22 protein-coding genes, 1 tRNA gene and 1 pseudogene are annotated in these 24,409 nt (G+C 50.6%); 16 read left to right on the top strand and 8 right to left on the bottom strand.

Annotated elements, in window-relative coordinates:
* The 4 genes from hflK (at position 1) to NB640_RS02885 (ending at position 4,626) form a co-directional block, all read left to right on the top strand.
* Entirely contained in the window at positions 1-1,218 is a 1,218-nt protein-coding gene (gene hflK / locus NB640_RS02900; RefSeq protein ID WP_269309651.1) for an FtsH protease activity modulator HflK, read from the top strand.
* Positions 1,218-2,081 carry a protease modulator HflC gene (hflC, locus tag NB640_RS02895; protein ID WP_269309650.1) on the top strand — a complete coding sequence of 288 codons (864 nt, stop codon included), beginning with the start codon at positions 1,218-1,220 and terminating at the stop codon, positions 2,079-2,081. Before hflK ends, hflC begins: the two co-directional genes overlap by 1 nt.
* Positions 2,082-2,153: 72 nt before the next feature.
* A complete protein-coding gene (locus NB640_RS02890) occupies positions 2,154-3,314 on the top strand; it encodes an ATP phosphoribosyltransferase regulatory subunit (RefSeq protein WP_269309649.1) in 1,161 nt (386 codons plus the stop codon).
* Between the two features lie 10 nt (positions 3,315-3,324).
* Complete coding sequence (locus NB640_RS02885; protein WP_269309647.1) at positions 3,325-4,626, top strand: adenylosuccinate synthase; 1,302 nt, start codon at positions 3,325-3,327, stop codon at positions 4,624-4,626.
* Between the two features lie 68 nt (positions 4,627-4,694).
* Here NB640_RS02885 and NB640_RS02880 read toward each other — a convergent pair whose 3' ends face one another.
* Positions 4,695-5,834 (bottom strand): serine hydrolase, encoded by a 1,140-nt coding sequence (locus NB640_RS02880; protein WP_269309646.1) that lies wholly within the window; start codon positions 5,832-5,834, stop codon positions 4,695-4,697.
* 254 nt (positions 5,835-6,088) lie between these two features.
* Here NB640_RS02880 and smc point away from each other — a divergent pair, with 254 nt between their 5' ends.
* The 6 genes from smc to NB640_RS02850 all read left to right on the top strand — a co-directional run bounded on the left by smc (position 6,089) and on the right by NB640_RS02850 (position 15,394).
* Positions 6,089-9,634 carry a chromosome segregation protein SMC gene (gene smc / locus NB640_RS02875; RefSeq protein WP_269309645.1) on the top strand — a complete coding sequence of 1,182 codons (3,546 nt, stop codon included), beginning with the start codon at positions 6,089-6,091 and terminating at the stop codon, positions 9,632-9,634.
* The gene (locus NB640_RS02870; protein WP_269309644.1) at positions 9,631-10,956 is read left to right on the top strand and encodes a cell division protein ZipA C-terminal FtsZ-binding domain-containing protein; all 1,326 of its coding nucleotides are present in this window, start codon (positions 9,631-9,633) and stop codon (positions 10,954-10,956) included. Before smc ends, NB640_RS02870 begins: the two co-directional genes overlap by 4 nt.
* 3 nt (positions 10,957-10,959) lie before the next feature.
* On the top strand, positions 10,960-13,014 hold the full coding sequence (gene ligA / locus NB640_RS02865; protein WP_269309643.1) for an NAD-dependent DNA ligase LigA: 2,055 nt from the start codon (positions 10,960-10,962) through the stop codon (positions 13,012-13,014).
* Positions 12,998-13,885 (top strand): UTP--glucose-1-phosphate uridylyltransferase GalU, encoded by an 888-nt coding sequence (galU, locus tag NB640_RS02860; protein ID WP_269309642.1) that lies wholly within the window; start codon positions 12,998-13,000, stop codon positions 13,883-13,885. The genes ligA and galU overlap by 17 nt, the downstream gene beginning before the upstream one ends.
* Before the next feature lie 9 nt (positions 13,886-13,894).
* Positions 13,895-14,422 carry a peptide deformylase gene (def, locus tag NB640_RS02855; protein WP_269309641.1) on the top strand — a complete coding sequence of 176 codons (528 nt, stop codon included), beginning with the start codon at positions 13,895-13,897 and terminating at the stop codon, positions 14,420-14,422.
* A gap of 396 nt (positions 14,423-14,818) precedes the next feature.
* A complete protein-coding gene (locus tag NB640_RS02850; protein WP_269309640.1) occupies positions 14,819-15,394 on the top strand; it encodes a hypothetical protein in 576 nt (191 codons plus the stop codon).
* Positions 15,395-15,419: 25 nt separating this feature from the next.
* Here the strand turns inward: NB640_RS02850 and NB640_RS02845 are convergent, their stop codons facing one another.
* From NB640_RS02845 to map, 3 genes are read right to left on the bottom strand one after another with little or no spacing between them, the layout of a single operon-like run.
* On the bottom strand, positions 15,420-16,166 hold the full coding sequence (locus NB640_RS02845; RefSeq protein ID WP_269309639.1) for a pseudouridine synthase: 747 nt from the start codon (positions 16,164-16,166) through the stop codon (positions 15,420-15,422).
* Between the two features lie 17 nt (positions 16,167-16,183).
* Positions 16,184-18,748 (bottom strand): [protein-PII] uridylyltransferase, encoded by a 2,565-nt coding sequence (locus NB640_RS02840; protein WP_269309638.1) that lies wholly within the window; start codon positions 18,746-18,748, stop codon positions 16,184-16,186.
* Positions 18,749-18,767: 19 nt separating this feature from the next.
* Positions 18,768-19,577, bottom strand: coding sequence for a type I methionyl aminopeptidase (gene map, locus NB640_RS02835; RefSeq protein WP_269309637.1), 810 nt, complete (start codon positions 19,575-19,577; stop codon positions 18,768-18,770).
* Positions 19,578-19,718: 141 nt separating this feature from the next.
* Here map and NB640_RS02830 point away from each other — a divergent pair.
* Positions 19,719-19,809, top strand: a tRNA-Ser gene (locus NB640_RS02830).
* A gap of 95 nt (positions 19,810-19,904) precedes the next feature.
* Here the strand turns inward: NB640_RS02830 and NB640_RS02825 are convergent.
* The 3 genes and pseudogenes from NB640_RS02825 to NB640_RS02820 all read right to left on the bottom strand — a co-directional run bounded on the left by NB640_RS02825 (position 19,905) and on the right by NB640_RS02820 (position 21,305).
* Positions 19,905-20,894, bottom strand: coding sequence for a tyrosine-type recombinase/integrase (locus NB640_RS02825; RefSeq protein WP_269309636.1), 990 nt, complete (start codon positions 20,892-20,894; stop codon positions 19,905-19,907).
* Between the two features lie 56 nt (positions 20,895-20,950).
* Positions 20,951-21,010 (bottom strand): annotated as a pseudogene (locus NB640_RS13010) (hypothetical protein); the annotation flags it as partial.
* A 43-nt stretch (positions 21,011-21,053) separates the two neighbouring features.
* On the bottom strand, positions 21,054-21,305 hold the full coding sequence (locus tag NB640_RS02820; RefSeq protein ID WP_269309635.1) for a hypothetical protein: 252 nt from the start codon (positions 21,303-21,305) through the stop codon (positions 21,054-21,056).
* A gap of 66 nt (positions 21,306-21,371) precedes the next feature.
* On the opposite strand from NB640_RS02820, the gene NB640_RS02815 reads away from it, so the two are divergent.
* A complete protein-coding gene (locus NB640_RS02815) occupies positions 21,372-21,695 on the top strand; it encodes a YmfL family putative regulatory protein (protein WP_269309634.1) in 324 nt (107 codons plus the stop codon).
* Between the two features lie 8 nt (positions 21,696-21,703).
* Here NB640_RS02815 and NB640_RS13005 read toward each other — a convergent pair whose 3' ends face one another.
* Complete coding sequence (locus NB640_RS13005) at positions 21,704-22,000, bottom strand: DUF4145 domain-containing protein (protein WP_408637952.1); 297 nt, start codon at positions 21,998-22,000, stop codon at positions 21,704-21,706.
* A 485-nt stretch (positions 22,001-22,485) separates the two neighbouring features.
* Between NB640_RS13005 and NB640_RS02805 the strand changes: the two genes are divergently transcribed.
* From NB640_RS02805 to NB640_RS02790, 4 genes are all read left to right on the top strand, one after another.
* Positions 22,486-22,710: a hypothetical protein gene (locus tag NB640_RS02805; RefSeq protein WP_269309632.1), complete on the top strand. Its 225-nt coding sequence runs from the start codon at positions 22,486-22,488 to the stop codon at positions 22,708-22,710.
* Entirely contained in the window at positions 22,700-23,053 is a 354-nt protein-coding gene (locus tag NB640_RS02800) for a hypothetical protein (RefSeq protein WP_269309631.1), read from the top strand. The genes NB640_RS02805 and NB640_RS02800 overlap by 11 nt, the downstream gene beginning before the upstream one ends.
* A 447-nt stretch (positions 23,054-23,500) precedes the next feature.
* A complete protein-coding gene (locus NB640_RS02795) occupies positions 23,501-23,722 on the top strand; it encodes a helix-turn-helix domain-containing protein (protein ID WP_269309630.1) in 222 nt (73 codons plus the stop codon).
* Positions 23,723-23,724: 2 nt separating this feature from the next.
* The gene (locus NB640_RS02790) at positions 23,725-24,405 is read left to right on the top strand and encodes a hypothetical protein (protein WP_332880235.1); all 681 of its coding nucleotides are present in this window, start codon (positions 23,725-23,727) and stop codon (positions 24,403-24,405) included.
* The last annotated feature ends 4 nt before the right edge of the window (positions 24,406-24,409 follow it).

Here is a 24,409-nt window from a genome sequence, read left to right as displayed (position 1 = left end):
ATGTTCCACGACCTTTTTGGCCGTGGTTCGGGTGATTATGATCACAATGACCCGCCTGAAATAGACAGGATGTGGAACAAATTCAATGAGCGGTTGAATCGTTTGTTCAAAAGGAAGAAAAAGGGTGGAGAAGATCCGGGGGATGACAACGACTCCGGAGGTGATAACTATGATGATGAACTGAATAAACGCAGGGGATTGCGTTTCGGGCTGATCATGCTGGCTGTGGTTGCCTTCCTTTTCTGGATGGGGACGGGTTTTTTCATCGTTCAGGAGGGGGAAACCGGTGTTGTGATGACATTCGGCCGGTATAGCAAAATGACAGGGTCCGGCGTGAACTGGCGCCTTCCCAGCCCTTTCCAGAGCCATGAAGTTGTGAATGTGTCGCAGGTGAGAACCGTTGAGATCGGGTACCGTTCTTCACTGAAAAACAAGCAGCCCAAAGAAGCGCTGATGCTGACAAACGATGAAAATATTGTGGATATCCAGTTTGCCATTCAGTATCGCCTGAAAAATGCGGCAGACTGGGTGTTTAATAACCGCGATCAGGAAGACATGGTGCGCCAGGTTGCCGAGACGGCGATTCGTGAAATTGTCGGCAGAAACAAGATGGATTTTGTGCTGTATGAAGGGCGTGACCAGATTGCGCTGGATGCCCATGGCCTGATGCAGGAAATATTTGACCAGTATCAGTCAGGTGTCCAGATTACCAATGTCACCATGCAGAATGTACAGCCACCGGAAGATGTGCAGGCGGCATTCGATGATGCGGTCAAGGCAGGCCAGGATCGTGAACGTCAGAAAAACGAAGGGGAAGCCTATGCCAATGACGTTATCCCACGGGCAAGAGGAACGGCTTCGCGCCTGATACAGGAAGCGGAAGGCTACCGGGATCAGGTCATTGCGAATGCAGAAGGTAATGCATCCCGTTTTGACATGATCGTGGCTGAATATCAGAAAGCACCCGGTGTCACGAGGGACAGGATGTACATTGAAACCATGCAGGAAATCTTTTCCAATACCACCAAGCTCATGATGGATGTCAGAAGCGGCAGCAATCTGCTGTACTTGCCGTTTGACAAGCTGATATCGCAAACCGCAGCTCAACCCGAATCAGCAAATACCGAGGCACAGACGTCAAGTGGTGTGTCACAGGTGCCGCCTGTTTCTACGGATTCAGGGCGCGGGCGTGAGTCAAGAGACAGGGGAGGCAGATAATGCGTTTCATTATTTCTGCAACAGGTCTTTTTCTTGTTCTGATCACCTTTATTACGGGCATCTTTGTTGTTGACCAGAGACAATACGCCATTGTGTTTGCACTGGGTGAAGTCACGAATGTTATCGAGCAGCCCGGCTTCAATATCAAGCTCCCTGCACCTTTCCAGAATGTGATCTTCCTTGACAAGCGGATTTTGTCCAGCGAAACGCATGAGCCGGACCGGATTATCACCGCCGAGAAAATGAATATCCTGGTGGACTGGTATGTGAAGTGGCGTATTGTTGATCCCAAGCTGTATTACGTGAGTTTTGGCGCGGATGAACAGCGCACACAGGACAGGCTGGCACAGATCGTCAAGGCGTCCTTGAATGATGAAATCACAAAACGGACATTACGGCAGGTGATTGCCGGGGATCGGGACAGCCTGATGGCTGCCATCAAGAAAAAAATGTCTGATGAAGCCAAGCAGATTGGCATCCAGATTGTGGATATTCGTATCAAGCGACTGGATTATGTGGAACAGATCAATTCTTCGGTGTATGAAAGGATGAAGTCTGAGAGGACCCGTGTCGCCAATGAGTTACGTTCAACCGGTGCGGCAGAGTCGGAAAAGATACAGGCGGATGCAGACAGGCAGCGGACGGTTATTCTGGCTGAGGCCTATCGTGAGGCAGAAAAAATCCGGGGTGAGGGAGATGCCAAGGCTTCGCGGATTTATGCGCAGGCTTTCGGAAAGAATCCTGAGTTCTACAAGTTTTATCGAAGTCTTGAAGCTTACAGGGGCAGCTTTAACAGTAAGAAAGATGTTATGGTTGTTGATCCGTCCTCTGAGTTTTTCCGTTATATGAAAAATCCCAGATAAGAGAATCGATGAATGCAGGTGTTGTGATGATGCACGCCTGTCATATTGAATTGTTCCGACTATAGAAACATCATGTCCAACAACTGGCTTCTTCCCGAATTTATTGCTGATGTCCTGCCTGCTGAAGCACGCAAGATGGAGGAATTGCGCCGACTGATTCTGGATAAATTCCGTATTTATGGCTATGAGCTGGTTATGCCTCCCATGCTGGAGTATGTCGAGTCGCTTCTGACAGGTACCGGTCAGGATACGGATCTCTTTACGTTCAAGCTGGTTGACCAGCTGTCCGGCCGTACAATGGGCTTGAGAGCGGATATGACGACGCAGGTGGCAAGGATTGACGCTCACCTGATCAATCGGGCAACGGTGACAAGGTTGTGTTATGCGGGCAGCGTACTCCACACACGTCCGGCAGGATTGCAATCGACCCGCGAGCCTTTCCAGATTGGCGCCGAAATCTACGGGCATGGCGGGCTGGAAGCGGATGCCGAAATCCAGGCGCTGGCGCTGGCCTCACTGAAAGCCGCCGGAATTTCAGGTATGAGCCTGAATCTGTCCCATGCAGGGCTTCTACGCTCACTGGTAGCGGATGATCCTGTTGCCAAAGGGAATGCGCCCGCGCTTTTTGATCTGCTGGAAACCAAGGATATGCCTGGGCTGGATGAACTGACTGCCAGATTTCATCCACTGACCAGAAGGGCGCTGATGGCGCTGCCTGATTTGTATGGTGATATCAATATTTTGAAGGAAGCCAAGAAAGTATTGCCTTCCAATGCCGGTATTACCCTGGCCTTAAATGATCTGGAGTATCTTGCACGTGTTGCGGATTGCGAACGTGTCACAATTGATCTGGCTGATCTGAACGGATACCACTATCATAGCGGTATGATGTTTGCGGCTTTTGTGCCCGGTCTGCCAAATGCGCTTGCTCGTGGCGGGCGTTACGACCATGTCGGGGAAGCGTTCGGGCGTTCACGTCCGGCGACCGGTTTTTCCATGGATTTGAGGGAACTGTCCCGTTTGCTGCCGCCAGCGAAAAAGCGTCCGGCCATTCATGCGCCATGGAGTGACAATGTGTTGCTGTGCGAAAAAATCCGGCAACTGAGAAACGCAGGAGAGGTTGTCATCTGTGATTTGCCCGGCTCCCGCGCCGGGTATGACGAATTTATTTGTGACCGGGAACTGGTAGCAGATGGCGATAACTGGATACTGAAAACTGTAGATAAGGAATAACGGAATAGACATGGCCAGAAATGTAGTGGTAGTCGGCACGCAGTGGGGTGACGAAGGAAAAGGAAAGATTGTTGATTGGCTGACGGATCATGCACAGGGCGTCGTGCGTTTTCAGGGAGGCCATAATGCCGGTCATACACTCGTCATCGGCGGGCAGAAAACCGCTTTGCAACTGATTCCCTCCGGTATCATGCGTCCTGGTGTTGCCTGCTATATCGGTAATGGCTGCGTGCTGTCCATTCCGGATTTGCTGCGCGAAATCGACAAGCTTGAACAGGCTGGTATTGAAGTGGTTTCACGTCTGAAAGTGTCTGAATCCTGTCCGGTTATTCTCCCTTATCATGCCGTTTTAGATCAGGCTCGTGAGGCCGCGCGTGGCGATGCAAAAATCGGTACGACCGGAAAGGGTATTGGCCCTGCTTATGAAGACAAGGTTGCCAGAAGGGCGATCCGTGTTTCCGATCTGCTGAATGAAAAGCGCTTTACTGAAAAACTGCGCGAAAATATGGATTACCATAATTTTGTCCTGAAGGGGTACCTGCATACCGAGCAGGTGGATTTTCAGAAAACGCTGGATGATGCCCTGGCAATGGTGCCGCGAATCCGGCCGCTTGCTGCGGATGTCTCAACGGCCTTGCACGAAGCCTACAAGGCAGGGGCCAATCTGCTCTTTGAAGGTGCGCAGGGAAGCCTTCTGGATGTCGATCATGGCACTTACCCTTATGTGACATCAAGCAATTGTGTTGCCGGTAATGCGGCTGCCGGTGCAGGTGTCGGACCAGGCATGCTGCACTATATTCTGGGGATCACCAAGGCGTATACCACGCGTGTCGGTTCCGGGCCATTTCCCTCGGAATTGCCGATGGATGATGGTATTGGCAAGCATCTTTCTGAAGTCGGCATGGAGTTTGGTACGGTTACCGGGCGCCAGCGCCGCTGCGGCTGGTTTGATGCGGCGCTTTTGAAGCGCTCTATCCAGATTAATGGGGTGAGTGGTATTTGTCTGACCAAGCTTGATGTGCTGGATGGACTAAAAACCATTAATATCTGTACAGGCTACAAGCTTAATGGACGCCTTATTGATATTTTCCCCTCCAATGCCGATGATGCGGCCTTTTGTGAGCCGGTTTATGAAGAGATGCCAGGATGGAAAGAAAGCACGGTTGGCACCAGATCGATGGATGCTTTACCTGCCAATGCCCAGGCCTATGTACGCCGGATTGAGGAGTTGGCAGGCATTCCTGTTGACATGGTATCCACCGGCCCGGATCGTGAAGAAACACTGGTATTACGCCATCCGTTCCAGGGCTGACAGAGATAACTGGCACAAAAAAAGGAACCTGATTTAGGTTCCTTTTTTATTGACGCTTTTTTGAACGATCAGACTTGTGGTTTGTTTTCAGCAATCGTGTTGGAGCGCTGGATCCAGTTTCTGATTTTCATGACATCCGCAATGCGGGAATCCTTGCCTTTTGCATCAAGGAAGACCATGACGATGGGGCGTTCCTCAATAATGGCCTGCATGACGAGGCAATTGCCGGCAGCTGAAATGAAACCCGTTTTCTGTAGCTCGATATTCATGTTGGGATTGTGCACCAGCCTGTTGGTATTGGCATAGTGAACCGGCTGGATACCATCGTTGATGACATAACCGGTATCTGTTGAAAATTGCCGCAGGATCGGGTACTGGGCTGCGGCCATCACCAGCTTGGCCAGGTCTTGTGCACTGGCGATATTGTTGCTGGAAAGTCCGGTTGTATCCACATAATGGGTATGTGACATGCCAAGCACACGTGCCTTGATATTCATGGCAGCGATAAAGGCCGGATAGCCACCCGGATAATTACGCCCCAGTGCCGCTGCGGCACGGTTTTCAGAACTCATCAGCGCAAGGTGAAGCAGGTTGCCGCGTGTCGTTTTTGTTCCCACCTTGAGGCGTGAACTGATGGCTCTGCTGGCGTCGTCCTTGGTGATTTCAATCACTTCGCTCATATCCTGCATGGATTCGACCACAACCAGGCCTGTCATCAGCTTGGTAATCGAGGCCATGGGCAGGGCAACATTCGCATTTTTCTGGAAGAGAACACCCAGTGTGGACTGGTCCAGTACATAAGCGGCACTGGAACTCAGTGATAACGGGTCTGCCGTCTTATCCAGGCCAGCCTGCTGGGCAACAGAAAAAGTGGTTCTGCTTGAGGGTGGCGTGAACTCGGGAAACATGATTGGCGCCAGTTTTGCCGAACCCCGCTGATAGTTCACGAGAGTATGTCCCTGATCCTGTGCAAGAAGCTGTCGTGTTGCCGTGACCCGGCGATCCACAACAATCTGGCCTGAGGCCGAGCGTGTGGCATACACCCGGTTATTGACGGATGCCTTGCCCTTTTTCTTTGCAACGGTTGTTGTCTTTTTGGTTGTTGTTTTTTTGCTTGTTGCCGGTTTTTTGGGCGCAGCGTGGACAGACATCCCTCCCAATGCAAACAGCACGAGAAAAGAGGCCAATCCAACCTTCAATTTACGCATAATATTTTCCCTAAAGAAATTTTCCCACTTATTATACCGCAACTTTCCGCAAGGCAACATTTTGTTTGTAAGGAAATATTACATGAAAAAATCGCTTACATGATGAAATGTAACAAAAAAACCGCACTATTTATTCTTTTTATAACGGTTTTTTTACGGCAGGCTTGAGGAAGTCCTTCTTGTTTTTTGTGAAAGTGATTCTGGCTGAATGGTATTATAAGCGTTTTGCTGTTCATCACTCTATTTTCTGAATCGTGCGGCTGACTTCGATCAAATTATCCGGGTTCAAATCATTTGTTGATCCGACGACCATCCAGATACAAGGGCAACTTGTAGGGGTTGTTGGTCCCAATGGATGTGGAAAATCCAACATCATTGATGCGGTAAGATGGGTTCTGGGTGAGTCACGTGCCTCGGAATTGCGGGGTGAATCCATGCGCGATGTTATTTTCAACGGTACCACAGAGAGAAAGTCATCCGGCAGGGCGTCTGTCGAACTGGCTTTTGATAATGATGATGATCGTGTTTTCGGACAGTGGGGCCGATACGATGAACTGGCTGTCAGGCGTGTTTTGACGCGTGAGGGCGGGTCTTCCTATCATATCAACAACATGAATGTCCGGCGCCGGGATATCCAGGATATTTTCATGGGGACGGGGCTTGGACCGCGCGCCTATGCCATTATCGGCCAGGGAATGATTGCGCGTATTATTGAAGCGCGCCCTGAAGAGCTGCGTGTTTTTCTGGAAGAAGCGGCAGGTGTATCCAAATACCGGGAGCGTCGCCGGGAGACAGAAAATCGCCTCCAGGATACGCGGGAAAACCTGACCCGTGTATCGGATATCCTGCGTGAAATCAATCAGAGCCTGGAAAAACTCGAAGAGCAGGCAGTGGTTGCTGAAAAATACTATGCCCTGCAAAAAGAGCAGGATGAAAAACAGAAGCTCTTCTGGCTGCTTGAAAAAAAGAATGCCGAAGAAGAACACGCGCGCCTGACCATTGAGGCAGAAAAAGCCAAAACCGCGCTTGAAGCCATGAATGCGGATGTCGTCAGACATGATGGTCTTCTGGAAGCGCTGCGCCAGCAGCATGCAGGCGCCAGTGATGAACTCCATGCAGCGCAAGGGGCGTTGTACCAGACCAATGCCAGTATCGGCAGTCTGGAAGCGGAAATCCGCTATGTGATCGAATCACGCAACCGCCTGCAGGCGCAGATTGGTTCTTATACCCAGCAGAAAGAGCAATGGCAGAGCCAGGAACAAACGTATCTTGCCGAGTTGGAGACGGCTAATGCCCGACTTGTTGATCTGGCTGTCTCATGTGAAGCGGCCCGCCGGATTGTGGTGCAACTCGCAGGGGATTTGCCCGGCGTGGAGGAGACATGGCGCCAGGCGCAGGCAACATGCAGTCAATTGCATGACCAGGCTTTGCAGGTTCGCCAGCAGATTGCACTTTCATCGGCCAGCCATAAAAATATTACCGGTATCCTTACCGATCTTTCCGTGCGACGCGAGAGACTTGTCCAGGAAAAAAGCGGTATGGATGCGCCGGATGAGGCCGTTTTTCAGGCGTTGCAGGAAGAGCTGGCCGAAAAGGAAATCCACCTTCAACAACAGCATGAGCGGCTTGCCCTGTTGCAGGACAGCCATCCTGATCTGGAAGAAAAACGACGGGTTTCACAGGAACAGGTTGAGCGGCGTTCAGCAGAGCTGGCGCAGACGGATGCCCGTCTTTCTGCCCTGATCCAGATACAGGAGCGCTCGCAGGCGCAGGGTGAAACGGAATCCTGGCTGAAAAAATATGAGCTGGCTGATTTGCCACCTGTCTGGCGAAGACTACAGGTTGAGCAGGGTTGGGAAATGGCGCTTGAATCGGTTTTGAGCGACAGGATTTTTGCGCGTGAGATGTCGCGCCTGGAGTGGGTCGATTCATTTATGAGTGATCCCCCGGCATCAAAACTCAGCTTCTTTACCACAGCGCAAGCCGGCGATACCCTGTCTTCAACGGTCGGTACTGAAAAAGATAAAGCCGGGCTCACGCCCTTCTTTTCCCTGCTCAGATTGCAGGATCAGCGGCTCGCGCCGGTCCTGTCAGGCTGGATGCGTCATGTTTTTGTTGCTCATGACATGAAAGACGCTCTGGCACGGCGCCAGATATTGCCGGAAGGCGCGTGTTTTGTTCTACCGCAGGGACATCTGGTTGATCGCCAGAGTGTCCGTTTTTATGCGCCGGAATCGGAAAAGGAAGGGATGTTTGCCCGCCAGCAGGAGATTGAAAATCTTTCTGCACGACTTCAGGATGGCCAGAAACTGCTGCAGGATGAGCGGATACGGCTCATGCAGTGTGAGTCAGATGTGACACAGTGTAATCGCGAGATGCAAGGCATCCACCAGCGCGCAACGGAGCTGACGAGGGAATTGCATGCCATTCAGCTTCAGGTTGTTCGCCAATCGGAACTGCGCGATCGCTACCTGCAGCGTCATACGCAGATTGAATCTGTTCTTGCCGGGATAACCGGCCAGGAAAATGAGCAGCGTGAAATGCTTGCTGTGGAAGAAGTGCGGATGGAAGAACTGGATGCGTCTTTAGCCGACATGCAGTCCCGGGAAGAGGCAGCCCGTGACATTTTGCTGGAAAAAGAGAGTGATCTGGCGGCTTTCCGCGTGCGTATCCGGGAAAGCGAAAGAGCTGCCCAGGAAGCGGAGTTTTCCGAAAAATCCCTGAAAAACCGGATCGGTGAGCTCACAAAGCATATTGAAACCGCCCGGGAACAGGCAACACAGATGTCAGCCAATGTACAGCAGGGGCAACTGACATTGCAGGACTTGAATGACAAGGTTGCGCAGGATAATCTTCAGGTTTTGCTTGATCAGCGTCTGGACCAGGAAAAGGGGCTGGCTAAATTACGACAAAATCTGGAAACGGTTGCCCAGCAGTTGCGTGAGGCGCAGGAGCAGCGCATGGGGGCAGAGAAAAATCTTCAGCCTCAGCGGGATCTCATTGTCAGTATGCAGCTAAAGGAACAGGCCGCCCGGATAAATGTCGAACAGTTTTCCCAGAAACTGGAAGAATCCGGTGCCGATATTGCCGCGCTGGGAGAAATGCTCCACCCAGGCCTCAGGTCATCTTCTCTTCAGGGTGAGGTAACACGCCTTTCCAATGCCATTGCCGCTTTGGGAGCGGTTAACCTTGCAGCGGCTGGTGAGCTTTCCGAGACGCAGCAGCGGCGTAATTTCCTTGAAGAGCAGCATGCCGATCTGAATGCGGCCATCGAGACGCTGGAAGATGCCATCAGACGGATTGACGGGGAGACGCGTGCCCTGCTGCAGGGTACATTTGACCAGGTAAACGGCCATCTTTCTGAAGTTTTTCCCATGCTCTTTGGCGGCGGACAGGCCAGCCTTATCATGACAGGGGATGAGATTCTGGATGCCGGTGTGCAGATCATGGTGCAGCCGCCAGGCAAGAAAAATGTCACGATTCATCTGCTGTCCGGTGGAGAAAAAGCCCTGGCGGCGATTGCGCTTGTATTTTCGCTTTTCCAGCTGAACCCGGCACCTTTCTGTTTGCTGGATGAAGTTGATGCGCCGCTGGATGACGCCAATACGGAGCGTTTCTGCAATATGGTGAAGCGCATGTCCGCCAAAACACAGTTTGTGTTTATCTCCCATAATAAAATTGCCATGGAAATGGCACAACAGCTGATTGGCGTTACCATGCAGGAAAAGGGTGTTTCACGAATTGTGTCAGTCGATATTGAAAAAGCAACAGAATTTTCTAACGAGGTTCAAACAGCATGACAGAATTGCAGATCAGTCTGATCGTAATCGGTGCAGTGATTATTATTGGCGTCATTGCCTATAATAAATGGCAGGAATTCCGGGCACACAAAAAAGTGGAACGTGCTTTTGCTGATGCGCCTGAAGATGTTCTGATGCAATCTGCGTCCGTTGAAGACAGTGATTTTCGCAGGGAGCCGGTTTTTTTTCAGAATACGGTGGCAGGTGTCAGGCTGGAAGATCCTGCCATGAATACGTCCATTTCCATTACCGGCCTGGATCATCCCTTAGATGAAGAAGCTGAGGCTGATGACCCGCTGGAAGCGGTTGCAGAGATTGATGATGAAAAAGCGGTTGAATACCTGGTAACCGATGAGGAAGTCGAAGCAGTTGATGAGGGGTATCAGGAGCCCGCCATTGATATGGACGAGGCAGAGCCGACACCGGATCCTGCGCCTGCTGATACTCCCGGGGAAGAAAAAGTTACGCCCGTTGTGCCTGAACCGGTTACATCCACCACACCTTCTGTCCCGAAAAGCCTACCGGTTGATGATTTGATTGATTATCCTGTGGAATTGAACCTGGAGGAGCCGGTCAGGGGAGAAAAATTCCTGCCGCTGATGCAGTCCCTTCGCTATACCGGTAACAAACCGGTTCATTTTATTGGGCTGGTCAGGAAACCGGATACTGGAGAAGAATCGTGGCAACCCGTTATGCATGGCGGCATTTATCATCAGTTAAAGGCAGGGGTACAGTTGGCAAACCGGACTGGCGCCTTGAATGAAATTGAATATTCCGAACTGATTACCCGTCTCAGGCAGCTGTCCGACGGTATCGGTGCCGAGCCGGAAGTGCCGGATATGACGGATGTGCTGAAAGTTGCACGCGATTTATACCGCTTTGTTGCAGAGCATGATGCCAGGCTGGGTATCAATGTGCGTACCGGGGGGGCACCATGGTCAGTTCAGACCCTGATAACCGTGCTGGAGCGCCAGAAATTTGATTTGCGTCCGGACGGTTTTTTTGTCAAACACGATACTGATGGAAGTGTTCTGTTTTTGCTTACTGTTGACACAGCACCTGGATCAGATACGGCAGCACGCATGACGCTGCTTTTGGATGTGCCTTGTGTTGCGCAGGAGAAAAACGGATTTGGTGTCATGGTTCAGTGCGCCAAATCCCTCTGCCAGCGGCTCAATGGCATCCTGGTCGACGACGATGACAGAATGCTGTCTGACCCCATGCTTGATGATATTGCCGGCCAGGTGAATGTTTTTTATGAGGAAATGAAAGCAGTATTGATTCCTGCCGGCTCGGTTCGTGCCATGAGACTCTTTAACTGATTTATGCAGGAAGATCTTTTCAACGAGAGTGCCGGTAATCATCGTCTGCGAGAAAGGGTTGACTGGCTGCGCCAGGAAATCAACCGGCATAATCATGCCTATTACACACTGGATAATCCAACCATTCCCGATGCCGAATATGATCGGCTTTTTCGCGAATTGCAGGAGATAGAAGCCGCCCATCCTGACCTGGTCACACCGGATTCGCCTACCCATCGCGTCGGCAGTGTTTCCTCCACACAATTTGAGCCGGTAACGCATCAGGTGCCCATGCTTTCCCTGCAGAATGGCCTGGCGAAAGAGGAAGTCGAAGCATTTGACAATCGGGTTCGGGAACTCCTGGGTGTCGAGCAGGTTGAATATGAGGCGGAGCTGAAATTTGATGGCCTTGCCATCAGTCTGCGATATGAAAATGGCATTCTGGTTCAGGCGGCAACGCGTGGGGACGGGTTTACTGGCGAAGATGTAACAGCCAACATCCGGACAATCCGAAGTATTCCCCTGACACTGACGCTTCCTGATAACCCTGATGTGCTGGATGTGCGCGGTGAAGTGCTGATGTTCAAGCCGGATTTTCACCGGTTAAACGAAATGCAGCGTGCGGCGGGGCAGAGAGAATTTATCAATCCCCGTAATGCAGCGGCAGGCAGCTTGAGGCAGAAAGACGCTACCGTGACAGCCGGCAGGAAACTCAATTTTTTTGCCTATGGCATTGGTGCGCTTGAGGGGGAAAAAATGCCCGAAACCCAGTCTGCCATGCTGGATTGGCTGGTAAAGGCCGGGCTTCCTGTCTGTACGGAACGTAAGGTGGTGCAGGGAATTAATGGACTGATGTCTTTTTTTCAGGCCATTGAAGCGCAGCGGGACAGCCTGCCTTACGAGATTGACGGGCTTGTCTACAAGGTCAACAGCCTGGCTGAGCAGAACAGGCTGGGTTTTGTCTCACGGGCACCGCGCTTTGCCATTGCCCATAAATTTGCTGCCCAGGAAGCGTTAACGCGTGTACTGGATATTGATGTTCAGGTGGGGAGAACAGGCGCGCTGACTCCTGTTGCGCGCCTGGAGCCGGTTTTTGTTGGGGGTGCCAATGTCACCAATGCGACCCTGCATAACGAAGATGAGGTTCACCGAAAAGATATTCGTGTTGGCGATACGGTGATTGTACGTCGTGCGGGAGATGTGATTCCCGAAGTGGTGGCGAATGTGCCGGAAAAAAGACCGGAAGGAACACAGGTATTTCATTTGCCTCACACCTGTCCGGTTTGCGGTTCACCGGTCGTGCGGCCTGAAGGTGAAATCATTGCACGTTGCTCCGGTGGATGGATTCGCTGTCCTGCACAGAAGAAAAACGGCTTGCAGCATTTTGCCTCGCGCAAGGCGATGAATATTGATGGCCTGGGTGAGCAGCTTGTGGAACAGCTGGTAGATAAAGGCATGGTGAATACCGCCGCGGATTTATATGCATTGAGTCTTGCCGATATTGCCGGTCTTGAGCGCATGGCGGAAAAATCGGCACAGAATCTGATACAGGCGCTCAATACATCCAAAAAGACGACGCTTGCCCGTTTTTTATACGCACTTGGTATCCGGCATGTAGGGGAATCAACCGCGCGGTCATTGGCACAGTATTTCGGGTCAATGCAGGCCCTTGCGGATGCAACAGAAGAGGCGTTGCTTGAGGTAGAGGATATCGGCCCGATCGTTGCCGCCTCCCTCCGGGAATTTTTTGCTGACTCACTCAATCGTGATCTCATCAGCGCGCTTGAAGCCCATGGTGTCAGCTGGCCGGAGCAGGGAGGGGCCGCAGAGGAAATGTTGCCGCTTTCCGGTAAAACATTCGTGCTGACAGGCACCCTGGAAAGCATGTCGCGCGAAGTGGCGGGGGAGAAAATACAGGCACTGGGCGGCAAGGTTACCGGTTCAGTTTCAGCGAAGACGGCATACCTTATTTCAGGTCAAAATCCGGGCAGTAAACTGCAGCGTGCCGAGCGGTTAGGTATTACCATATTGGACGAGAAAAATTTTTGCGAATTAATACATCATGAAAAAAGTGACTAAGGCCGTTTTTCCGGTTGCCGGTCTGGGCAGCCGTTTTCTTCCTGCAACCAAGGCGCAGCCAAAGGAAATGCTCCCGGTTGTTGACAAGCCGCTGATTCAGTATGCCGTTGAAGAGGCCGTCTCTGCAGGTATCACCGAGATGATTTTTATTACCGGCCGTAACAAGCGGGCGATTGAGGATCATTTTGATAAAGCCTATGAGCTGGAATCCGAACTTGAAGCGGCAAACAAGGACGACCTGTTAAAGCTGGTTCGGGAAGTGGTGCCTTCCCATATTAATTGCATTTATATCCGCCAGCAGCAGCCGCTTGGTCTTGGTCATGCCGTGTTGTGTGCAAGGCCGGTTGTGGGAAATAATCCTTTTGCGGTTATTCTGGCGGATGATTTTATGGATGTGCGTCAGGGCCAGCCGACAGTCATGCAACAGATGGCTGAAGTGTATGAACGTGAAGAAAAAAGTATTCTGGCCGTTCTGCATGTTCCACGGGAAAGCACGAAGCAATACGGTATCGTTGCCTCATCACCGTACATGCAGAATCTGGAATTTGTGAATACCATTGTGGAAAAGCCAAAGCCGGAAGACGCACCTTCCAATATGGCCGTTGTCGGACGTTATATCCTCAATGCTTCCATTTTTGATCATCTGGATGGGCTTGGAAAAGGCTCGGGTGGTGAGATCCAGTTGACGGATGGTATTGCCGAGTTGATGAAGCATGAGAAGGTATTGGCCTATCGCTATCATGGGCGCCGTTATGACTGTGGTTCAAAGTTGGGGTATCTTAAAGCGACAGTTGCCATGGGGTTAAAGCATCCTGAAGTCATGAAAGAGTTCATTGACTTCATTGCAGAACTGAATGTGGCGCAACGATAAGGAGAGGGTATGAGTGTCAGACCGATTCTGAAAATGGGCGATCCGCGTCTTTTACGCCCGGCACAACCGGTGACGGAATTCGGGACGCCGGAACTGCAGGCGCTTTTGGACGATATGTTTGAAACGATGGCTGCGGCTGATGGCGCGGGCCTGGCGGCACCACAGATCGGGGTGCCGCTTCAGGTGGTTATTTTTGGTTTTGAAAATCAGCGCGATGTTCCTGACGCGTTTGCCATTCCCAAAACCATCCTGATCAACCCGGTTATTCGCCCTGTTGGCGAGGAAATTGAAGACGCCTGGGAAGGCTGTCTTTCCCTGCCGGGGATGCGTGGCGTGGTCCCTCGCTGGGCAAAGGTTCACTATGAAGGATTTGACCAGCATGGTGAGCCTGTCAGCCGTGAAGCCACCGGCTTTCATGCCAGGGTGGTCCAGCATGAATGTGATCATCTGAATGGCATTTTGTATCCGATGCGCATGGATGACCTGTCGTTGTTCGGGTTTATCGATGCCATGAATGCCGCTGTTCCTGAAGAATAATTTTCCAGACGGTTTTACCTGAAAGCAGGCGTTTCATCACCATGGGGCGCCTGTTTTATTATCCGGTGCGATATGTTATAGTAGTGACATAAGGTACAGGATCATCATACCTAATCAGCGGGTAATGCCACCTTATCATGTTGTACCTGATCAAAGGTACAAAGTCTCCGATCCCGAGCACCTAATCAGCGGGTGCCAAATCACTGTATTCGTGACCTGATTTGAAATGTCCGGTTATTACGGTATTTCGTTCAGGGTTTAAAACCGACATGTCTTGATCATGCAAGACATGAATAATACATTCCCAGTGCAATTTGGCATCCTGAGTCTGGTCGTCTGCCTCAATGTCGAATCCGGTTTTCTGCCACCTCTGCACGGGAAGTGAAGGAGATTGTGATGAGTTTCGATATCTATGAAATGCCCATTCCTGCCGCCCATTCTGAACAGCAAATTGATCAGATCATCAGTCACGCATCCTTCGGATATGGCAGTGCAGCCGAATCTGAAGGCAATTGTGCGACTGCCGCGACATCCGGTAATGCCAGTCAATCTTATTCCTCCGGTTATTACAGCCGGGCTGCAGCCTCCGGGAACAACAGCATAGCCGAAGCGATGGGCAATTGCAGTGCAGCTGCGGCTGCAGGCAATAATTGTGTTGCTGAGGCGATGGGTTCCTACAGCAAATCCGCGGTTTCCGGTAACGGCAGCATGGCTTCAGCTTCCGGCAGGGAATCCATTGCGGTGGTGGCGGGGCTTTATGGAAAAGCAAAGGCAGGTGAAAATGGCGCTTTCGCGCTGCCATGGCGTGATGGCAGGCAGATCCGGATTACTGTGGGTGTTGTCGGTGAAAATGGTATCAAGCCTGATACCTGGTATCGGGTAAACAGCCTGGGTCAGCTCGTTGAAGTGACGGATTATACGCTTGATGTCATGTATGTGCCCGACGCAGCGTATGCTGCTTATGACTGCTGATGATTGTTTCTGAAAGGAACAGTCTCTAGAATTTCTCGTCCGGATGGAGGTAGCGCCACTGTCCGGGCGGGAGGTCACCAAGCTTGACCTTGCCGATGCGCACACGTTTCAAGCCGACAACTTTCAGACCAACGGCTTCACACATGCGACGAATCTGTCTTTTTTTGCCTTCCTGAAGGACGATACGAAGCTGATCGTCATTTTGCCAGTTGACCTTGGCGGGAAGCAGGGGCTTGCCATCCAGTTTCAGGCCGTGTCTCAGCTGCTTCAGTTTTTCATCCGGTAATTTGCCTGGCAGGGTGTGCCGTACCCTGACCAGGTATTCTTTTTCTACCTCTGTTTCTTCTCCAATCAGCCGTTTTGCCACGCGCCCGTCTTGTGTCAGTACCAAAAGACCAACAGAGTCAATGTCGAGCCTTCCTGCAGGCACAAGACTTTTTAACTGGCGGGGATGGAAATGTTCTTCTGTTTTATCTGCTGTCCAGCGTGTTTTCTCATTGACAAGGGTTACAGCCGGTTTATGCCCGTCTTCTGCCTGCCCGCTGACAAATCCCATCGGTTTATTGATGAGAATCGTCACTTTTTTTGCCTGCTCCGACTGGGCTTTTTTCTCAATCGTGATTTTCTGGTCAGGATGGATTTTGGTTCCCAACTGGGAAATGATCTGGCCATCAACACGTACCCATCCGCGCTCGATCCACTCATCTGCCTCACGGCGTGAGCAGATTCCCAGTTCGGACATGCGTTTTGACAAGCGGATAGAATCAGTCATAGGAAATAGAGAAAAAATTAAATGCGGAGAACTTCAAGCAGGTCGGTTTCCAGTTGTATCTGGTTTTTCGGGTTTTTGAGAAAGTCGCCACCCACCAGAAAAACATCTTCCACCCGCTCGCCCAGTGTCATGATTTTTGCGGTATGCAGATTGATATGGTATCGCCTGAGAACCTCCGCAATGGCGTAGAGCAGGCCGTTTCTGTCATTGGCGATCAGGGATAACACAAACAGATCACCACTGGCATCCGGACGTAAATCAATGCCTGGTGTAATCGGGAAGGATCGGGATTTTCTCGAAAGCCGACCGATTGATGGCTCAAGCAGTGGTGCATCCGCTTTCAGGGCCTCCGTCAGGTTATGTTCAACCAGGTTGATGATGTCCCTATAATTGCGTGAAAAAGTCTGTTCAGTCACTAAAAAGGTATCAAGCGCATAGCCATGATTGGTGGTGTGAATTTTGGCGTCCAGAATACTGAAATTCCTGCGGGAGAAATAGCCGCATATTTGCAGGAAAAGATCGGGTTCGTCCCTTGTATAAACAGTTACCTGGAGCCCTTCGCCAATAGGAGAAAGCCTGCATTTGACGACGGGCTCAATGGTATCTGTGCGGTAATAGAGCATGCGCGTTTGCCAGGCAATGTCCGATGCGTCATGTCTTAAAAAATAACCGACATCAAGGTGTTTCCAGAGGGTTTCATGTGCGTGCTCCGGCAAGCCATACAGCCTGAGCGTGGCCAGTGCTTCCTGTTGCCGCTGTGCCAGTTCATGATCAACAGAGAGCACTTCTCCGCCAAGCACACGCAGCGACATGTAATACAGGTCTTCAAGCAGTTTGCTTTTCCAGGCGTTCCAGATTTGCGGATTGGTTCCACGGATATCTGCTACGGTTAACAGGTACAGTGCTGTCAGACGGCGTTCGTTTTTGATCAGATCGGTAAATTCCCGGATGACAGCCGGATCGGAAAGATCTCTTTTCTGGGCGATATGCGACATGGTGAGATGGTGCTCAACCAGAAAGACAATCAGTTCGGTGTCTTCTTCGGAAAGTCCATGCGACTGGCAGAATTGTCTGGCATCAGCCATGCCCAAAAGGGAGTGATCGCCGCCGCGTCCCTTTGCGATATCGTGAAAAAGTGCCGCAATATACAAAAGCCATGGACGGGAAAAATTGGCAATCAGCTGACTGCAGAAAGGATATTCGTGCGCATATTCTGTCAGGGTAAAGCGGTGCAGATTGCCAATAACGATGAGGATATGCTGATCCACTGTGTATTGGTGAAAAAGGTCATGCTGCATCTGGCCAATGATTTTGCCGAAATTGGGCAGATAGCGTCCAAGGATACCAAGCTCATTCATATGCTGCAGTGCACGTGCCGAAAAGCGGGGTGCCTGCAGGATACGGAGAAAAAGCGAATGATTTTCCGGGTCCTGGTTGAATTTTTTATTGATATGTACGCGTGCATGCCACAGTGCACGAAGTGTGCGTGCCGTCATGTTTTTCAGGTCGGAACGCTCAGCCAGCAGCAGAAAAACTTCAAGCAGGGATGAGGGATGCTTTGTGAAGGTATCCTCTGTGGCGATATCAATAAAGTCACTGACCTTGTTGAAGCGTTCGTTAATGGACTCAGGCTCATGTGTTTGGGGGAAAAGCCGTGCTTCCAGGTTTTGCAGCAGGATGATATTCAACTGTCGTACGATTCTGGCCGCAAGATAATAATGCTGCATCAGGTATTCGCTGGCGTCCCGTGCATCAAGCGGTTTTTTGGCTTTTTTGAAATGAAAAGCTTCTGCAAGGGGTATCTGTACATCAAATAAAATCCGGTCTTCCGCACGTTGTGTCTGGATATGCAGGCGGATGCGGATGTTTTTCAGTGTTCGTTCGGTTTTGCGGAGTTGTCCCGCCTCGGTTCGGGTAATCAACTCCCTCCTGGCGAGTTCTTCCCATGAATTGCCGAATCCGGCTGCTTTTGCCACCCATAAAATCACCTGCAGATCGCGCAGTCCGCCCGGGCTCTCTTTGCAGTTTGGCTCCAGGCTGAATGGGGTGTCTCCGAGCTTTTGATGGCGTTGGCGGGTTTCAAGTGTCTTGGCGAGAAAAAAATCCCGGGCATTCATCGCTATGTCATAGCGTTTGACAAGCTGTCTGAAGAGATCGCGGCTACCGGTAACCAGGCGTGCCTCTAGCAGGCTGGTCTGTATCGTGATGTCATTGGCAGAGGCATGGAGGCATTCTTCAATGGTCCGTACACTGTGACCGATCTGCAGTCCCAGATTCCAGATAGTCTGGATAAACGATTCCAGCTTTTTCTGGAGCGCTTCATCGGGTGATCGCTGCAGAAGAATCAGCACATCAACATCAGAATAGGGAAAAAGTTCGCCTCTTCCATATCCTCCGACTGCGATGAGCGTATTTCCTGCCGGTATACCTGTGTCGCGCCAGGCCTGCATGAGTGCTGCGTCAACATGGCGGGCAAGGGCTTTGAGCAGGCGTTCCGGTTTCGGATCATTCTGATAAGCCGTAATCGCTTCCTGCCGCTGCTTGGAGAGTTGCTGCTTCAGTGATGGTTTGCTGGTTGACACGGCGGTATGATGAAAAGTATCAGGTATTGGTCACAAATGCCGGGGGTGGCGGCATATTGGGGGATACAGTTAGGATTTCATAGCCGGTTTCTGTCACCAGGAGGGTGTGCTCCCACTGTGCGGAGAGGCTGTGGTCTTTTGTCTTGATTGTCCACCCGTCATTCATTGTGCGGATTTCCCTGCGTCCGGCATTGATCATGGGCTCAACGGTGAAAATCATGCCGGGCCTGATGATTTCCATTGTGCCTGGTTTGCCATAATGCAGCACGTTGGGCTCTTCATGGAATGATTTACCAATGCCATGGCCGCAGAATTCACGAACGATACTGTAACCGGCTTTCTCTGCATGTGTCTGGATGACATGGCCGATATCACCCAGATGGGCGCCCGGTTTGACCTGCATGATGCCAAGCCACATGCATTCATAGGTGATGTCGGAAAGCCGCTTGGCCATGATACTCGGCTGACCGGCAAAAAACATCCGGCTGGTGTCACCGTAATAGCCATTCTTGATGACGGTAATGTCGATATTCATCGCATCCCCGTTTTTCAGGATTTTCCCGCCGGGAATGCCGTGACAGACAATATCATTTAAGGAGATGCAAGTGGCTTTCGGATAAGGCGTATGATCACGTGGCGCGTAGTTCAGCGGTGCCGGAATGGTGCCCTGCACATTGGTCATGTATTCATGGCACAGGCGGTCAAGTTCACCCGTCGTGATGCCGGGTTTGATAAAAGGTTCGATATAGTCGAGTACTTCTGCCGCCAACTGACATGCGGTTCTGATGCCCTTGAGGTCTTCGGGAGAGGTATATTGCCTTGCTGCCATGATGAAATGTTTTTCAGGTGTAAAGAAGCTCCCATTATAATCGACAGCTGTGGTTTACATTCAAAATGGCATATTCAGGCGAAATGAAAGTGACTATTCCTGTTATAATTTGGCCTCGCGAAATATCAGGTTTTCCGGAACGGAAAGGTGGCAGAGAGGTCGAATGCGCCGGACTCGAAATTCGGTATGGGTTAATAGCTCATCGTGGGTTCAAATCCCACCCTTTCCGCCAATAAATCAATAAGTTACCGACATTCATAATGCCGCTGAAAAGTGGCATTTTTTCATGGGGGTGTGCATTTTTTTGCCATTTCTGCACAAAAAAATTTATCCCAGCTTGCGAATAAACTCATTCATTGTTTTCTTCGCCAGGTGCGCATACCGCTGGGTGCTGCGCGGGTCTTTGTGGCCAAGCAGCAGTCCGACCTTATACAAGTCTGAATCATCATTTATCAGGTTGGATGCTGTGCTATGCCTCAGATCATGGAAGGTAATGTGCTCAAACCCTGCTTCATCCATGGCGCGCCGGACAATCTGCTGCATCCATGTTACTGAGTAGGGGATAGGCAGATATTTCAGCAAAACCTTCAGCTTTGGATGCATCGGTACAAACCGATCCTCACCGTTTTTCGTGTCGTACAGAATGAAACCATCCTCAACAATTTCGGTATAGCGGCCGAGACGATCTTTATTGTCTATCCTCATGATTTCGCTGATCCTCATCCCGGAGTAAAATGCAATGCGCACCATTGCACGGGCGTATCGCCATGCGCCATTTCTCTGTGTTTTGCAACTGCGCGCAACCTGGATCATTTCATGCCGGACAAGGTATTCCTTGCGTTCATTCCTCACCCTCGGAAGGTCAATGTCAGGAACGTTATCCATACCGTGATATTTTTGCGCGTACCGGCAGGCAGCGCGCAGGTACGATAGCTTGTTTCTGAGGGTTGCCGGTGTTACGCGGTCACATTCTGCTTCGATATATTCACGAGCAACTTCCGGCAATTCATCAATGAAACGGCCGTCATAATATCCGTGAAGCCTTGCCAGTTCCTTTTCAATTTCCTCACCTTCTTTCAGGCTTGGGCATCTGTGCTGGCAGTAGGCAACAACCGCGTCGCCTATGAGAGAGCGTTGCTTGATCGTACCAGTCGCAGCCCCGAATAGCTTTGCCGTTTCTGACTGGTCGAACGCCTGGGCTTGGTTTCTATTCCACGCTTTCGGAAGTAATTTTGTGACGCGGATTCTGTGGCCATTGACAACCTTGTTGAACGTAAAGCGCCAACGACGTTTTCTTTCATCGTAGTAAATTGGCATGATTCCCTATATTCCCTGATTTCGTTTTCATCAAATCGGATGCACTTTGCCCCAAAACGATAACATGGAATAGGGCCGTTTGGCGCTGCGCGGTCATAGACTGTCCTGGGCTTCATTCCAAGTATTTCGGCGGCTCGTTTCGCTGTGATCAGATCGTCCTTATTCATGGCGAGGTCTCCTGGCAACGCTTTTTCCCAGTTTTATGGGCCGTGACATTGAGCGCGCCTGGTCAACCCGCATGATCAAGTCAACCTTTCGCTGAAGCTCGGCAATCTGGTCAGCCAGCGTCAGAATGGTCGGGTCACCGTGGATCTCGCAGAATTTCACTGGCTGGGTAAATTCGCCAAAACGATGCAGACGCTGGTCACAAGTGCATGTGGTTGGCTGCTGAAACTCTTGTTTTTCAGTCATGGTCAGCCCCTGCCTCTTCCTGTTGATCATGCTGGGAGCACGGGCGGATACGAAAACAGGCAAACCATGAACGTCAACATGGCCATGACCTTGCAGTCGCTGTCAGAAACCACTTACTTTGCCCAGGCTGTAGCCCATGAATCCGGCGGCGTTTTCGTCAAGCTACCAGCTGCTGAAGAGGTCGGAAACGATGAGCTTCTTAAAAAGTGGAATGATCTGTATACGCAGCTGGGCGCTATGTCCGGCACATTCAATGCTGCCACTGTGGACGGCGAGGTTGATGCAAAAGAGAAAAAGCAGCTCCAGGCTCATGGCCATGAGGTCAATCGCCTGGTACAGGAACTGCTGGCGTTGACTTTTATGGTTTATGGCCGTCAGGAGAAAAAATGAGTATTGGGCTATTTTCCAGCTTGGCGCATTTTCGCGATGCGGTTGGGGTAGGAAAAAAGCAAGTCGACCAAAAGAACGGTCAGGTCATATGCTTGTTTGGCGTCTTCTTTGGTTATGGGGGTGTCATCACCATGCACTGCGTCATTGCCGAGTTGCCTCAGGTCATGCGCCCAGTCAGAAAGCGCCTTTGTGGTTTCCATATTCGCAAGAACCGCATCGATGAGGTCGTACAGGTTTTTTCCATTGGCGGCGTCTCCAAGTTTAGCCTTGCACGCGCGTTCGAGAACACGGCGGCAGCCGATCATGGCATATCGAGGTCGATCCAGTATGTCCACAAGGTCGGTGATTTCCTGATTCAGATCACTTGGGATGTCGTCAGCATTGGGGCGTTGTACTCTGGATTCTGGGAAGCGGGCAACAACAGTGTAAATCCCGTTAACAATCAATCCGGGTTCGTCCGACCGAACTGTGCGAGCGGACTGTCGTTTCCCTCCGCTAAAAAGCACTTCATCCGTTCTGAGTCTATTCAAAAAAAGAGAGTGGTTATAAAAATTTTGACTGATTGTTTGTCCTTGAAAGCCTTCATTTGGCCTCAGCGACATCATGCTTGGTTGGTTGCAGATGCTGCAGGTAACAAATACCCGAATATTTTTTCCATCTTCCCACGAGGCAATGCCGTTTATAGCCTGGACTGGCATCGTTTCTACAGCTGCATGAAGAATGCGTTGATCAGTAGTAGAGGCGTTGCAGTGGGAGCAGGGTTGTCCACGAAGTGTGTGCAGGAGCATATATGAGCCTATTAGCTAATTTTGACGATGTGGGTGTCATTGTGAATGGCATTTTGGATTTAAGCATAAGTGAAGTTGCGCGGGTGCGTCAAATCAATCATCTTCTGAGGGATTATCCAGCAGAGATCGTTATAGCATGTCTTGCGGAACGGGTATTCTACCAAAAAAAACATGTCGATGCGGTAGACAGGGTTATTGCGAGATTGCAGTCTGAAAATGCGAAATAAGCCTCCATATTCCCATCCATCGGCGATCCGTGTTCCAGTGCTGAAACGCCGGAAAAAGCCCAAGCGTACCCGGCTACGAAAACACCAGTTGACGCCGCTGACGCTGACCGAGGTTGTCAGGCGGATCCTGATCCGGGTCTACCGCCAGCACCAGGTGTTCGGGGTTTTTATCATTAATGACCAATTGGTCATGTCCGGTGCTGCCGGAAAGCGTTTTAACAGCCTGTCCACACGATGGCCAGGCTGTTTTATTGGCGCGTATGATCGTAGTGTCAGCGTGGTTGACCTGGTTGATGATCTGAAGGGATATTTCAAGGATGGGGCATTGAATGTCCCGAATTGACCGCGTTGTTGACCAGATGCAGACGCATGGCCTGCCACCGCTGCCGGACGGGCATCCTGTTCTGGATGGCCTCTGCTGTTGAGGCAACAGAAGAAAGATATCCGGCATTTTGCGCACTGGACGTAGGAAATCTTCTTCATGTGGCGCGTCGGGTGCGTGAGGTATCGTCTACTTTCATCCCAGGATCTGCTTCTTTCAGTATTGATACACGATCTATCTGATGCTCAGTAAATCGGCTCTTCTTCATTTAAGTCTCCTGTGTCAAAGTTTTACAAAAAATTTCAATTTGGCCGGTCTCATATTACGGGAAGTCGACGGACACAAACAGCTAAGGCAAAACGAGGTTGAGTATGTGTATCGGAAATTTGTGCCCAGCTTGCCACTTATAGTCTGTAGACATATAGTCATCACGCGCCTAATCTAACAGCCACTAATGGGGGGCTGGTCATGGGGTCATCAAAACTTCTTGGCGGGGAAATACGCCGTAGGCGTTTAGAGCTGGGACTTTCTCAGGAAGAACTTGCTACGCTTTGTGATCTTCATCGCACTTATATCGGAAGTGTTGAGCGGGGAGAAAGAAATGTTTCCCTGCAAAATATCGTTTCTATTGCGTATGCCCTCAAATACAAACCAAGCCAGCTAATGGCCGTTCTTGATGAGGCAAGTTGACGATGGGTCTGTGCAAAAAAAACCTTCCTGTTCGAGGGAAGTATAAAGATATTTCAGAAAAAAAGTGTTACAGAGAGGATGGGCACGAAGGTGAATGTAAGGAGTTTCCGTATCTTTCTGATTTGTCAGTGTCCCATCCAAGGGTAACTAATAAGATCAAGCGAGACGCGACAAAAACGACAGGTGCGGCATGGAAAAGTGAGGATGCTGGTCCCAACAGAATTGATAGATGGGTCATGCTTCAAAGCGATGATGTGTTGAAGAATTATGGACTTGACATGGTGGCGCTAAAGCCTGGCGTTGTTGCAAAGTTGCGAGAAAAAGCTGCGACGTATGATGACTGCATGGATGTTGCGGCACGGCTTACTTTGCTTGCCTATCAGATGCCCGATGCTCCGCCTTGTCCTGCAGACACTAGGACATACCTCGAATCCCGCTTTTCTCCAATGGTAGAAGGAAGCACGACTTGCATCGTTTGCAAGGAGCCTTTAAGCTTTTCCTTGTTTGAGAATGCGCAGCGGGGTAAGGCGGAAATCGAGACAGCACATAGCAATCCACGTGAACACAATCAGAATAATGTTGGTTTCGCACATCGTGAGTGTAATATCGCTCAGGGAAACAAAACAGTAGAGGAATTCTATGGCTGGATTTCTGGCATTTTAGATAGAATAGATAGAACGTAGTTCT

The organism is Oxalobacter vibrioformis (assembly GCF_027118995.1).
Lineage (GTDB): Bacteria > Pseudomonadota > Gammaproteobacteria > Burkholderiales > Burkholderiaceae_D > Oxalobacter > Oxalobacter vibrioformis.
The sequence above is the reverse complement of the archived record's forward strand: the minus strand, read 5'-3'. Positions and strand labels throughout refer to the sequence as shown.